Origin of the sequence: Streptomyces sp. NPDC127117, from assembly GCF_042677325.1 — a bacterium.
Lineage (GTDB): Bacteria > Actinomycetota > Actinomycetes > Streptomycetales > Streptomycetaceae > Streptomyces.
In genome coordinates, this window is record NZ_JBHXTM010000018.1 from 1 (window position 1) to 13,254 (window position 13,254).

Genomic DNA, 13,254 nt, shown 5'->3' on the forward strand with positions numbered 1-13,254 from the left:
CGCGGGTCGGTTCGTGCCGGGCCCCCTCCGGGGGGGCCCCGCCCCCCCGGGGCCGGCGGGGGCCCCCCGCGCCCCCCCCCCCGCGACAGCGCGTACTGAAGACCGGCCTTGCCCCTTTCCGGGATCGGCGTATGTGATGCGCTCCAGCACACCTTCGAGGACAGCCGCGTTCGGCATGGTGGACGCATCCGTGCCGGTATGTACCGGGTGGGTACGACGGCCCGTGCCGGATGCGGTCAGGCCGCCACCGCGGTCAGCGAGCGATGGTGCCTCGGGCTCTCGATCTCGTCGATCAGCGCCACCGCCAAGTCCGCGTAGGAGAAGGAGGCCGCGCCGTCGACGACCGGCAGCACCCGGTTGTCCCCCGTCCGGTACCGGCCGGTCCGCGGGGCCTCGTCGTCCAGCATGACGGGCGGCGGGGCGATGACGAGCCAGTCGATGCCGGTCTGCGCGGCGCGCAGCACGTCGAGTTCCGCAGTGTGGCCCAGCGAGAAGGCCCGTGCCTCCTCGGGGAAGCCGGGGGCGTCATGGACCACCACCCCCGGTGCGGTCTCCAGCGTGGATCCGATCCCGACGAGGACCAGCCGGCCGACCCCGGCCGTGGCCAAACCGTCCAGCAGTGCGCGGGCCGCGCCGCTGTAGAACTCCGCCGACGGCATGTCGAGCCGGCCGGCCGCGCTGATCGCCGCATCGTGTCCCGCCGCGGCCTCCGCGACGCTGTCCGCCCGGGTTACATCACCGGCGACGACGCTCACGCCCTCACCGGCCAGATCCCGGTGCTTGCCCGTGTCCCGCACGACCGCGGTGACCCGGTGCCCGCGGGCCACCGCCTCGGCGACCGCGCGCCGTCCGGCCCGCCCGCCGGCTCCGAAGACGACGATCCTGCTGCTCATGGGGGTTCCCCTCGCCGAGGCCCGCGGATTCGCGGGCCGGTGAGGCGGACGCTAGCCCCGCACCCCATGGTTTCCGCAACGATAGTTACGTACGCTCGCCGGGGTGAGCCAACCACTTGATCCCGAAATGTTCACCGGCTGCTCCCATGACACCTCACCGTTCCGGATCGGCGGCAAATGGACCCCGAAGATCATCAGGTGCCTGGAGGGCGGCCCGCGGCGCTTCAGTGAGCTGGAGGTCCCGCTGCGCGGCATCACGCCGAAGGTGCTGACCGAGACGCTTCGGTCGATGGAGCGGGACGGCCTCGTCACCCGTACCGTCCATGGCGGGATTCCCCCACGGGTGGACTACGAACTGAGCGCACTGGGCCGCACCTTGCTCGCCCCGATGGCCGCCTGCTGCGCGTGGGCCGCGGCGCATCTGCCGGAACTGAGGGACGCGAGGGAGGCGCACGGGAGCCCCGCCCCGACGCCCGCCGAACCGCCCCTGGCCCATTCGTAACCGCCGACAGCCTCCTCTCACGGCCCCTCGGCGTCCGGCACGGCCGTGGTCAGCCGGAACGAGGTCTGCCGGCTGGGGGGCGGACAGATCGACATGTGTCACGCCCGCCCGCGCCCGGACACACGAAACGGGGCCCGGTCGCGAGACCGGACCCCCCTCGCTTTCCCCCAACGTCGAGACTTCCTGATCCCCCCAGATCCCTCCCCGGAAGCACCCGACGCCAGATACGACTCGGTCGGGCGCCAAACGGTTGCACGTCTTGACGATCTCTTTGCCTTGGTGGCAAAGACCCTGTTCAGCAGGCGTGCTCGGCGTACCGGGCGGCGACCTCGGCCAGGACCTCGGCGCCGTTCCGGGCCCAGAGGGCCTCGTTGAAGATCTCCACCTCGATCGGGCCGTCGAAGCCGGTGGCCTCGACCAGGGAGCGGAAGGAACGGAAGTCCACCGCTCCGTCGCCGAGTTGGCCCCGGCCGAGCAGGACGCCCGCCGGGAGCGGGGTGATCCAGTCGGCCAGCTGGAAGGAGTGGATCCGGCCGCCCGCACCGGCGCGGGCGATCTGCGCGGGCGCCTGGTCGTCCCACCAGATGTGGTACGTGTCGACGACCACGCCCACCTGATCGGCCGGGAAGCGCTCCGCGATGTCCAGCGCCTGGGAGAGCGTGGAGACGACGCAGCGGTCCGAGGCGAACATCGGGTGCAGTGGTTCGATGGCGAGGCGTACGCCGCGTTCGGCCGCGTACGGAGCCAGCTCGCCCAGCGCGTCCGCGATCCGCTCACGGGCACCGTGCAGGTCCTTGCTGCCCTCGGGCAGGCCGCCGGAGACCAGGACCAGGGTGTCGGTGGACAGGGCCGCCGCCTCGTCGAGTGCGGCGCGGTTGTCGTCCAGGGCACGGGCCCGTTCCGCCGGGTCCAGGGCGGTGAAGAAGCCGCCGCGGCAGAGGCTGGTGACGGAGAGCCCGGAATCGGCGAGCAGCCGGGCGGTGCGCTCGACGCCGTACGACTGGACGGGGGCCCGCCACAGGCCGACCTTGTCGATGCCCGCCTTGGCGCAGCCCTCGGCCAGTTCCGGCAGCGACCACTGCTTGATGGTCTCCTGGTTGATGGAGAGACGGCCGTCGCTCATCGGGTGCCTCCATTGACGGCGAGCAGGGCGCGCATCCGGGATTCGGCCAGCTCCGGGTCGGGGAACAGGCCCAGCCGGTCCGCGAGTTCGTACGCCTTCGCCAGATGCGGCAGCGAGCGGGCGGACTGGAGACCGCCGACCATCGTGAAGTGGTCCTGGTGGCCGGCCAGCCAGGCGAGGAGGACCACGCCCGTCTTGTAGAACCGGGTGGGCGCCTGGAAGAGGTGCCGGGACAGCTCGACCGTGGGGTCGAGGAGGTCGCGGAAGCCCTGGGTGTCACCCGTGTCGAGGACCCGCACCGCGTGCGCGGCCAGCGGGCCCAGCGGGTCGAAGATGCCGAGCAGGGCATGGCTGAAGCCCCGGTCGTCGCCCGCGATCAGCTCGGGGTAGTTGAAGTCGTCGCCGGTGTAGCAGCGCACCCCGCTCGGCAGACGGCGGCGGACGTCGATCTCGCGCTCCGCGTCGAGGAGGGAGATCTTGATGCCGTCGACCTTGTCCGGGTGTTCCGCGATGACCTTCAGGAACGTGTCGGTGGCGGTGTCGAGGTCCGAGGAGCCCCAGTAGCCGTCCAGCGCCGGGTCGAACATCGGGCCCAGCCAGTGCAGCACGACCGGCTCCGACGCCTGGCGCAGCAGGTGCGCGTACGTCTCCAGGTAGTCCTCGGGCCCCTTCGCCGCCGCGGCGAGCGCGCGGGAGGCCATCAGGATGGCCTGGGCGCTGCTCTCCTCGACGAGCCCGAGCTGCTCCTCGTACGCGGCGCGGACCTCGGCGAGGGTGGCGGGGCCGGTGAGCTGGTCGGTGCCGACGCCGCAGGCGATGCGGCCGCCGACCGACTTCGCCTCGGCGGCGGAGCGGCGGATCAGCTCGGCGGCGCCGGCCCAGTCCAGGCCCATGCCGCGCTGGGCGGTGTCCATCGCCTCGGCGACGCCCAGGCCGTGCGACCAGAGGTGGCGGCGGAAGGCGAGGGTGGCGTCCCAGTCGACGGCGGCGGGCGAGTCGGGGCTGATGTCGGCGTACGGGTCGGCGACGACATGGGCGGCGGAGAAGACCGTGCGCGAGGCGAGCGGGCTGCCGCCGGGGGCCAGGTCGAGCGGGGTGGTGCGGGGTTCGTACGGGCCCTGCGGGAGGTGGATGGTCACTCAGATCAGCTCCGATGCGCCGTGCGTGGGGTGGCTCGTCACAGCGACAGCTCCGGCACGTCGAGACGGCGGCCCTCGGCGTGGGACTTCAGGCCCAGCTCGGCGAGCTGCACGCCGCGGGCGCCGGCCATCAGGTCCCAGGTGTACGGCTCGTCGAGGACGATGTGGCGCAGGAAGAGCTCCCACTGGGCCTTGAAGCCGTTGTCGAAGACCGCGTTGTCGGGGACCTCCTGCCACTGGTCGCGGAAGGACTCGGTGACCGGGAGGTCGGGGTTCCAGACCGGCTTGGGGGTGGCCGAGCGGTGCTGGACCCGGCAGTTGCGCAGGCCGGCGACGGCGGAGCCGTGCGTTCCGTCGACCTGGAACTCGACCAGCTCGTCGCGATTGACGCGGACCGTCCAGGAGGAGTTGATCTGCGCGACTGCGCCGCTCTCCAGCTGGAAGATGCCGTACGCGGCGTCGTCGGCGGTCGCGGCGTACGGCTTGCCCTGCTCGTCCCAGCGCTGCGGGATGTGCGTCTGGACGTGCGCCTGGACGGTGGAGACCCGGCCGAACAGCTCGTGGAGCACGTACTCCCAGTGCGGGAACATGTCGACGACGATGCCGCCGCCGTCCTCCGCGCGGTAGTTCCAGGACGGGCGCTGGGCCTCCTGCCAGTCGCCCTCGAAGACCCAGTAGCCGAACTCGCCGCGCACGGAGAGGATCTCGCCGAAGAAGCCGCCGTCGATGAGGCGCTTCAGCTTCAGCAGGCCCGGCAGGAAGATCTTGTCCTGGACGACGCCGTGCTTGATCCCGGCCTCGCGGGCCAGCCGGGCCAGCTCCAGGGCGCCCTCGACGTCGGTGGCGGTGGGCTTCTCGGTGTAGATGTGCTTGCCCGCCGCGATCGCCTTCTTGATCGCGTCCACCCGGGCCGAGGTGACCTGGGCGTCGAAGTAGATGTCGATGGTGTCGTCGGCGAGGACCGCGTCGAGGTCGGTCGACCACTCGGTCAGGCCGTGCTGCGCGGCGAGCTCCTCCAGCGCATGGGCGCGGCGGCCGACCAGCACCGGCTCGGGCCACAGCACGTCCCCGTCGCCGAGGTCGAGGCCGCCCTGCTCGCGGATCGCGAGGATCGAGCGCACCAGGTGCTGCCGGTATCCCATGCGACCCGTGACGCCGTTCATGGCGATGCGCACTGTCCTGCGTGTCACGAAACTTCCTCCATACAGCCGTAGCAAGCGCTTTCTATCCGGTATGACGCTAGCCTGCCGACAGCGGCCCGGACAAGAGGGCCCGGCCCGAAACCCTCGGAGGAAAGCGGATGACAGTCACCCTGGCGGATGTGGCGGCCCGCGCCCGGGTGTCGCCGGCCACCGTCTCCCGCGTGCTCAACGGCAACTACCCGGTGGCCGCGTCCACCCGCGAACGGGTCCTGCGCGCGGTGGACGACCTGGACTATGTGCTCAACGGGCCGGCCAGTTCGCTCGCGGCGGCCACCTCCGACCTGGTCGGCATCCTGGTCAACGACATCGCGGACCCGTTCTTCGGGATCATGGCGGGCGCGGCACAGACCGAGATCGGCGGGCCCGGGGACGGCTCCGGCCGGGCGGGCGGCGAGAAGCTGGCCGTCGTCTGCAACACCGGCGGCTCCCCCGAGCGCGAACTGACCTACCTCACCCTGCTCCAGCGCCAGCGTGCCGCGGCCGTCGTCCTGACCGGCGGCGCGGTGGAGGACCCGGTGCACCAGGCCGCGATGTCCGCCAAGCTGGCCAAGCTCGCGGACGCGGGCACCCGGGTGGTGCTGTGCGGGCGGCCCCCGCTGCCGGACGGCGAGGCGGTCGTGGCCGCGCTGGCCTTCGACAACCGGGGCGGCGGCCGTCGCCTCACGGAGCACCTGCTCTCGCTCGGCCACCGGCGGATCGGCTATGTCGCGGGTCCGCTGGAGCGGACGACGACCCGCCACCGGCTGGAGGGCCACCGCGACGCGATGCGGGCGGCGGGGCTCCTCGGTGGCGGTACGGGCACGGCGGGGCGTCCCACAGACGGGTACGACGAGGAGCGCCTCACCGTCCACGGCCCCTACGACCGCCGCTCCGGCTACGACGCCACCCTCGAACTCCTGCGCCGTGAACCGGAGGTGACGGCGATCGTCGCCGCCAACGACACGGTGGCGCTGGGCGCGTGCGCGGCGGTCCGGGACCGGGGGCTGCGCATCCCCGAGGACATCTCGGTGGCGGGCTTCGACGACCTGCCGTTCTCGGTGGACGCGGTCCCGGCCCTGACGACCGTACGGCTGCCGCTCTTCGAGGCGGGCGCCCGCGCGGGCCGGCTCGCGATGGGCAAGGAGACCCCGCCGCCCGGGGGCATCGCGACGATCGCGGCGGAACTGATGGTGCGCGGCTCGACGGCCCCGCCCCGGGGGCAGTAGGACCTCTCGTACGGTTGTGGCCGCTTCGGACGCCGGGGGCGACAGGACCTCGCGAACGGTCGGCCGCTTCGGACGCCGGGGGAGATAGGGCCGCTCGTACGGATACGGCCGCTTCGGGCCCCGGAGGCAGCAAGGCCGCTCGTACGGATACGGCCGCTTCGGGCCCCGGCGCACCCTCCGAACGGGGGGCGTGCCGGGGCCCGTTCCGGTCCCCGATCCGGTTCCCGTTCGGGGCGTGGGCAGAAAGATGGGGGCGTTGCCCCCATGCCCGCCGGGGGCAACGGCGGAAGTATGGGGTGTGGCGGACCGGTGGTACCGGCGCCGGACCGAGGAGGTGCGATGGCGGAGATCCATGCGGGCGACCGACGGCTGGGCGTCACTTCCGCGTCACGTCCGGCTGCGGCAGCGGGTACCTCCGCCGATGCGGTCGGCCTGCTGGAGGCCGACCGGCCCGCGGCGGACGGGGCCTCCTGGGCCGCTGGTTCGTGGTGGCGGCCGGCGTTGACCGGTGACGCGAGGCCCGAACGCACCCCGGACTGGGCGGTGTTCGTCCGGGACGCGATCGCCGCAGCGCCCGAGCGGGCGGTGATCGGCGACCGGGAGGACCTGCCGGGACTGCGTGGATTCGAGCGTGTTCTCGCCCCGTTCACCGCCTGCGCCGCGCGGCGGATGCGGGACGGTCTGCCGCGTCGGCTGATCCGGTACGTCGATCTGGACGCCGTGCACGGCGACTTCGAGCGTCACCTGTCCCGGCGGCTCGCACGACTCGCCGCCCGGACGCTGGTCCTGGAACTGCACACGGCGCGGCGGGACGGACGGCTGGCCGGGGACGGCCCCGAGGACCGGTTCACCGACTTCCTGCGGCTGACCGGCGCCCGGTCCGGACTGGCCGCGCTCTGCGCCACGTACCCCGTACTGGCCCGGATCCTGGCGCGTACCGCGCTCGACGCCGCCGCCGCGCTGGCCGAGATGCTGGTCCGGTTCGCCGCGGACCGGCCGGTGCTGCCGGGCGTCCACGAGTCCTGGGGCGAAGAGGCCGGTGGCGGGCGGCTGGTGGGGGTCGAGCCCGGTGCCGGGGACGGCCACCGGGGCGGGCGGACCGTGATGCTGCTCCGGTTCGAGGACGGTGCCCGGCTGGTCTACAAGCCGCGCCCGCTCGCCGCGCACCAGCACTTCAACGAACTGGTCCAGTGGTTCAACGCGCTGCCCGGCACTCCCGGGCTCCGTACGCTCGCCCTGCTGGACCGGGGTCCGTACGGCTGGGTGGAGTTCGTCGCGGAACGGCCCTGCCGCTCGGGCCGCCAGGTCGAGACCTTCTACCGGCGCCAGGGCGCGCTGCTGGCCCTGCTGCACGCGCTCGACGGCACCGACCTGCACCACGAGAACCTGATCGCGGACGGGGAGTACCCGGTACTCGTCGATGTGGAGACACTGTTCCACCCGCCGCTGTCCACCGCGGGTTCGGACGATCCGGCGGCCCGCGCCCTGCACGACTCGGTGCACCGGGTGGGGCTGCTGCCGCAGCTGCTCGTCGGGGACGAGTCGGCGCTCGACATGTCCGGGATCGGCGGTGGGCAGGCGGCCGAATCCCCGGTGCGCAGCGTGGACTGGGCGGACGCGGGGACCGACCGGATGCGGCTGGTGCGCCGGACGGCCCGGTTCGGCGGTTCGGCGAATCGGCCCCGGCTGACCGGGACGCCCGCCGACCCGTCCGCCTTCACCCGTGCGCTGTGTGCCGGATTCCGCGCCGGTTACACCGCGATCAAGGAGGCCCGCACCGAACTCCTGCGCACCGGTGGCCTGTTGGACCGGTTCGCGCACGACGAGGTGCGGGTGGTGGTGCGGCCCACCTGGATCTACGCCTCACTCCTGGACGAGTCCACGCACCCGGACCTGATGAAGGACGCCGCCGAACGGCACGAGGTGCTCGCGCTGCTGGGCACCGACACCCTGGGATCAGCCGCGCTGCCCGGTCTGCTGGACGAGGAGATCGCCCAGCTCTGGTCGGGCGACGTGCCCCTGTTCACCACCCTGCCCGAACGTACCGACCTGTGGAGCGGGACCGGCCGGCTGCTGCCCGGCACGCTCGCCCGGACCGGGCTGTCCCTGGTCCGCGCGAAGCTGGCGGCCATGGGCGCGGTGGACCGCCAGGACCAGGAACGGATCATCCGTGCCGCGATGGTGACCACCTCGCGCGAGCCCGCCCACGAGCCCCGGCCCGGCCCGCGCCGGGTCCGCACGGCCGCGACCGCGCCGGATCCGGACCAACTGCTCGCGGCGGCCCGGTCGGTCGGCGACGAGCTGGTGTCCCAGGCCTACTCCGGGCCCACCCGGCTGAACTGGATCGGCCTGGAACTGCTGGACGAGCGCTACTGGCGGCTGGGCCCGATGGCCGCCGATCTGGCGGGCGGCTACACCGGTACGGCGTGCTTCCTCGCCCAGCTCGCCGCGCTCACCGGGGCGGACCGGTACGCCACGGCTGCCCGGGACGCGCTCGCGCCCCTCGCCGGGCTGCTGGACGTGCTGCACTCGCGCCCGGACGATCTGGGCCCGGTGGGTTCGGGCGCGTTCGCCGGGATCGGCGGGATCGCGTACGCGCTGACCCAGGTCGCGGACGCGCTGGACGACCCGCGCCTCGGCGGACTGGTGCTGCCCGCACTGCGGTTGACCGGTGCGGCGGCCGTCGCCGAGGGCGAGTACGGGGTGCGCGGGGGTACGGCCGGCGGGCTGGCCGGTCTGCTCGCCGGGTACCGGGTCACCGGACGGGCCGATGTGTGGCGTACGGCGGAGCGCTGCGCCGTGCTGCTGCGCGAGGCGCCGCTGCCGGCCATACCGGGATTCGCCGACGGGTCCGCCGGGATCGGCTGGGCGCTGCTGCGCTTCGCCGAGGCGGGTGGCGGCGAGCCGTACCGTGCCTCGGGGCTCGCCGCGCTGCGGGCCGCGACCGGTGCCGTGGACCGCGACATCTCCTGGTGCCGGGGCAGGACGGGCGTGGCGCTGGCGGTGCTGGACAGCCCGGCGGCGCAGGCCGACCCACTGCTGTCCGCCTGGGCGCACGGGGCGGCGGCGGACATCGCACGGGCCGAACCGCCGCCGGACGACAGCCTGTGCCACGGCGAACTCGGCGTCCTCGAACTGCTGCGCCGCGGCGAACCGTCCGTTGCCCGCACCCGCTGGGTGGAGCGGGCCGGGGCGCTGCTCGCGGCGGCCGACCGGGCGAAGCCGCGCTGCGGAACGCCCGGCCAGGTGTCGCATCCGGGGCTGCTGACCGGGCTCGCGGGGATCGGACACGGGCTGCTGCGGGCCGGATTCCCCGACCGGGTGCCGTCGATGCTGCTGCTCGCCGGGCCCACCGTGTCGGCGGCGCCCGGCTGAGCGGTCACGGGACGGCACCGGGGCGGATCGGAGCGGATCCTGGGCCGGGGCGAGGGCCGGACGAGTCCGGGCGAGTGCCGGGCGAAGGCCCGGAGCCGGCGTCCACGCGCCGCTCACACCCCACCCGCCACCGCCGCCCTGCTCCTCACACCTCCGCGTCTCGCACGTAGCACCCGAAACACCTATAACACCCCTACCTCAGCGCGTACTTCCTCACCACTCACGTACCACCGCGTCGTACACGTCTCGTCGCGCCGCTCACGCAACGACAACCTCCCACGAGAAGAGGCAGACCATGCAGACCGTGCAGACCCTCGAAGCTTCCGCCTTCCGCGCCGACGAGTTCGACGAGTTCACCGACTTCGCCGACGAGCACCCCGTCGGCAGGATCGCCCTGGGTACGGGCGGCAGACTGGGGTTGCGCAGCAGAATCCTCGGTGCCGCGGACGGCGGCGCCGACTGCACCTCGGACCTGCCGTGGACCACGATGACCTGGGTCTGAGTCAATTCCTTTTGGGATCAAGCGATTTGACGCACTGACCGGTGGGTAGTGGCTCAAGTAGCCTGCGTCCATGCGTGCCACTTCGTCAGTGATTGTCGGGCGTGTCGCTGAGACCGGCCTGCTGAGCAATGCCCTGGACACCGCGTCGCGGAGTTCGGGGCGTGCGGTCTTCTTCGTCGGTGACGCGGGCATCGGCAAATCCCGGCTGGCCGGTGAGTGTGCCTACCGGGCGTACGAGCGGGGCATGCCGGTGCTGCGCGGCAGGGCCACGTCGACCGGGCTCGTGGTGCCGTTCCGCCCGCTGATCGAGGCGCTGTCCTCGCGGTTCCGGGCGGCCGGGACACCCACCGACCCGGAGCTGGACCCGTACCGTCCGGCGCTGGCCCGGCTGGTGCCGGAGTGGCGCCGGGGCTCCTCCCCCGGCTATCCGGAAACGGTGGTCGAGCTGGCCGAGGCGCTGCTGCGGCTGCTGTCGGTGCTCGGCCAGGAGCACGGCTGCGTGATCCTGCTGGAGGACCTGCACGACTCCGACACCGAGACGATCGCGGTGGTGGAGTACGTCATCGACAATGTGGCGGACCTGCCGGTGCTGCTGCTGGGGACGTTGCGCCCGGAGCCCGGTGTCGCACTCGACCTGGTGCGCTCGGCGGAACGGCGGCAGGTCGCCACGGTGCGAGAGCTGGTGCCGCTCGGGGACGCGGACGTACGGGAGATGACCGCCTCGTGCCTGGAGGCCGCCCCGGACGAGGTGCCGCAGGCCACCCATGAACGGCTGGTCGGCCGGGCGGGCGGCAATCCGTACCTGGTCGAGGTGCTGCTCGCCGATCTGCTCGACTCCGGCCAGCTGCGCCGGGCGGGCGGCCGGTGGGAGGAGCACGTCAACCCGGACGCGTCGGTGCCCACCGGGGTGGTGCGCAGTTGGTCGCGGCGGCTGGACCGGTTCGACGAGCCGGTGCGCGAGCTGCTGCTGTGCGCGGCCACGCTGGGCAGCCGGTTCTCGGTCACCGTGCTCCAGACGGTCACCGGGTTCGACGACCGTACGCTCTTCAGCCATCTGCGCTCCGCCGTGGAGGCGAACATCATCGCCCCCGACGGGGCGGACCCCGACCGCTACACCTTCCGGCACGCGCTGACCGCCGAGGCGCTGGTGGCCTCGCTGGCGCCGGCGGAGCGGGCCGCGACGGCCCGTCGAGCGGCGCTTTCCCTGGCCGCCGCCGAGCATCAACTCGGTGATGAGCAGCGGCAGTTGATGGCCACGCTGCAACTGGCCGGGGGCGACCGGCACGGCGCGGCCCGTCAGTTCGCCGATGTCGGCCGCCGGATGCTGGCCGCGGGCGCGTCCGGTTCGGCCGTCATCCTGCTGGAACGGGCCCGCTCGCTCGCCCACGAGAGCGATCTGCGGAGCATCACGGAGTCGCTCGCCGTCTCCCACGCCGAGGCCGGTGAGCTGGACACGGCTCTGGCGCTGACCGCGGAGCTTCCCCCGGTGCCGCCGCGCTCCGACGCCTCCGAGCAGCGCGGCGAGACCCACATCCGGATCGCCTGGGCGGCCGTGATGGCGGAGCGCGTGGACGAGGCCGCCGGGCAGATCCGTACCGCGCGGAGCGTGCTCGGTACGGCGGTCCGCCCCGAGCAGGAAGCGGCGCTCGACGTGGTGGACGGTCATCTGGCGCTGCTGCCCGGTCATGCGGGCCACGGGCGGCAGGGGTCCGCGCAGGACGCAGCGCGCCGGGCCGCCTCCGTCGCGGAGGAGCGGAACCTCCCCGTGGTCGCCTGCCAGGCATGGCAGTTACTGGCGCTGCTCTCCCGGGAGCGCGGCTTCGACGAGGCCGACGCGTGCCTGGAACGGATGCTCGCGGTCTCCGAACAGCACGCCCTGCCGGTGTGGCGGGTGGAGGCGCTGGTCCGGCTCGGCGCCAACACGTTCATGCGCACCGGTGACCCGGCCGGGCTGGAGACGGCCCGGACCGCCGCCCAGTCGCTGGGCGCGCTGGTGCCGACGCAGACCGTGGACGGGCTGCTCGCCATGAACGCGGTGATGCGGAGCGAGTGGGACGGGGCGCACGAGATCATCGAGCGGTCGGTGGCCGCCAGTGCGCGGGTCCGCAATCTGGGGGCACACCGCTATCTGCTGCTGGCCTCGGCGACGCTCGCCGCGCACCGGGGCCGAAGACGGGACCTGGACCGGGCCATGGTCCGGTTCCGCCGGGCGGGCGGCGAGGATTCCTTGCTCGTCCCGCTGCAACTGGGGCTCTGCCGCGCCTTCGCGGCGCTGCTGGAGGAGGACCGCGAGAGTGCGCTGGCCGACCTGGACGCCTCGCTGGCCTGGGAGCGCGAACACCCCAGTTTCTTCTACCTGAGCGGGCGTTACGGTCTGCGTCCGCTGTTGCGGATACTCGACGGCCGGGACGGCCGGGCGGAACTCGACGCGATCCTGGAGAGCCCCGGCGCGGACCTGGCGTGGAACCAGCTGTTCCTGCGACTGGCCGATGGCGTCCTGCACGGCCGCGCGGGCGACGCGGACCGGGCCGCCCGGTCGGTCGGGGCGGCCGTCACCGACGCCGCCGCCTTTCCGCTCGCCCGCCACCTGGGGCTGCGGCTGGTCGCCGGCGCGGCGCTCGCCGAGCAGTGGGGCGAGCCGGTGAGCTGGCTGCGGGCGTCGGAGGAGTACTTCTACGGGGCGGGCATCCAGCCGGTCGCCGCCGCGTGCCGGGCGGCGCTGCGGCAGGCGGGGGCCAGCGTCGGACAGCACCGGGGCGGCTGGGACCGCATCCCGGCCCAGCTGCGGACGAGCGGGGTGACGCCGCGCGAGTACGAGGTCTTCGTGCTGCTGGCGGAGCGGCCGGGCAATCAGCAGATCGCCCGGCGACTTTCCATATCGCCGCGCACGGTGGAGAAGCACATGGCGAGTCTGCTGAGCAAGACGGGGCGCGCGGACCGCGCGGCACTCTGCGAGTTCTCCGCCGAGTGCGCGGCCGAACGCGACTGACCGGGGGCCGGACACGGGGGGGGCGGGGCCGGGCACGGGGGGCCGGGCACGGGGGTTCGGGACCGGGGGTTCGGGACCGGGGGTTCGGGACCGGGGGTTCGGGACCGGGGGTTCGGGACCGGGGGTTCGGGACCGGGTGCGGCGGATCCGGGCCGGACACGGCGGATCGGGACCGGACACAGGAACTCGGGACCGCACACGGCGATCCGGGACCGCACACGGGGGCTCGGGGGCGGCCCGCGGTGTCTCCCCCACGTACGGATGACGGGTACACGGGCCCAACATGGGGGCGCGGGCCGGGTTTGGTCGGGTGCCGGTACGGAA

At 73.6% G+C, this 13,254-nt stretch carries 9 protein-coding genes; 5 read left to right on the plus strand and 4 right to left on the minus strand.

Annotation, left to right across the window (positions count from 1 at the left end):
• Positions 1 to 236: 236 nt before the first annotated feature.
• Complete coding sequence (locus ACFVH0_RS17655) at positions 237 to 893, minus strand: NAD(P)-dependent oxidoreductase (RefSeq protein ID WP_385821112.1); 657 nt, start codon at positions 891 to 893, stop codon at positions 237 to 239.
• A 127-nt stretch (positions 894 to 1,020) separates the two neighbouring features.
• Between ACFVH0_RS17655 and ACFVH0_RS17660 the strand changes: the two genes are divergently transcribed.
• Positions 1,021 to 1,395 (plus strand): winged helix-turn-helix transcriptional regulator, encoded by a 375-nt coding sequence (locus ACFVH0_RS17660; protein ID WP_385821320.1) that lies wholly within the window; start codon positions 1,021 to 1,023, stop codon positions 1,393 to 1,395.
• 295 nt (positions 1,396 to 1,690) lie between these two features.
• Here ACFVH0_RS17660 and ACFVH0_RS17665 read toward each other — a convergent pair whose 3' ends face one another.
• The 3 genes from ACFVH0_RS17665 to ACFVH0_RS17675 are packed head-to-tail and all read right to left on the minus strand — an operon-like array spanning position 1,691 to position 4,847.
• Positions 1,691 to 2,518, minus strand: coding sequence for a sugar phosphate isomerase/epimerase family protein (locus tag ACFVH0_RS17665; RefSeq protein WP_385821114.1), 828 nt, complete (start codon positions 2,516 to 2,518; stop codon positions 1,691 to 1,693).
• Positions 2,515 to 3,657 carry a dihydrodipicolinate synthase family protein gene (locus ACFVH0_RS17670; RefSeq protein ID WP_385821116.1) on the minus strand — a complete coding sequence of 381 codons (1,143 nt, stop codon included), beginning with the start codon at positions 3,655 to 3,657 and terminating at the stop codon, positions 2,515 to 2,517. Before ACFVH0_RS17670 ends, ACFVH0_RS17665 begins: the two co-directional genes overlap by 4 nt.
• A 38-nt stretch (positions 3,658 to 3,695) precedes the next feature.
• Complete coding sequence (locus tag ACFVH0_RS17675) at positions 3,696 to 4,847, minus strand: Gfo/Idh/MocA family protein (protein ID WP_385821118.1); 1,152 nt, start codon at positions 4,845 to 4,847, stop codon at positions 3,696 to 3,698.
• 110 nt (positions 4,848 to 4,957) lie between these two features.
• Here ACFVH0_RS17675 and ACFVH0_RS17680 point away from each other — a divergent pair, with 110 nt between their 5' ends.
• The 4 genes from ACFVH0_RS17680 to ACFVH0_RS17695 all read left to right on the plus strand — a co-directional run bounded on the left by ACFVH0_RS17680 (position 4,958) and on the right by ACFVH0_RS17695 (position 12,930).
• Positions 4,958 to 6,064, plus strand: coding sequence for a LacI family DNA-binding transcriptional regulator (locus tag ACFVH0_RS17680; RefSeq protein WP_385821120.1), 1,107 nt, complete (start codon positions 4,958 to 4,960; stop codon positions 6,062 to 6,064).
• A gap of 339 nt (positions 6,065 to 6,403) precedes the next feature.
• Complete coding sequence (locus ACFVH0_RS17685) at positions 6,404 to 9,439, plus strand: type 2 lanthipeptide synthetase LanM family protein (protein WP_385821122.1); 3,036 nt, start codon at positions 6,404 to 6,406, stop codon at positions 9,437 to 9,439.
• Positions 9,440 to 9,734: 295 nt separating this feature from the next.
• Positions 9,735 to 9,941 carry a hypothetical protein gene (locus ACFVH0_RS17690; protein ID WP_385821124.1) on the plus strand — a complete coding sequence of 69 codons (207 nt, stop codon included), beginning with the start codon at positions 9,735 to 9,737 and terminating at the stop codon, positions 9,939 to 9,941.
• 70 nt (positions 9,942 to 10,011) lie between these two features.
• The gene (locus ACFVH0_RS17695; RefSeq protein ID WP_385821125.1) at positions 10,012 to 12,930 is read left to right on the plus strand and encodes an ATP-binding protein; all 2,919 of its coding nucleotides are present in this window, start codon (positions 10,012 to 10,014) and stop codon (positions 12,928 to 12,930) included.
• Positions 12,931 to 13,254: the final 324 nt, after the last annotated feature.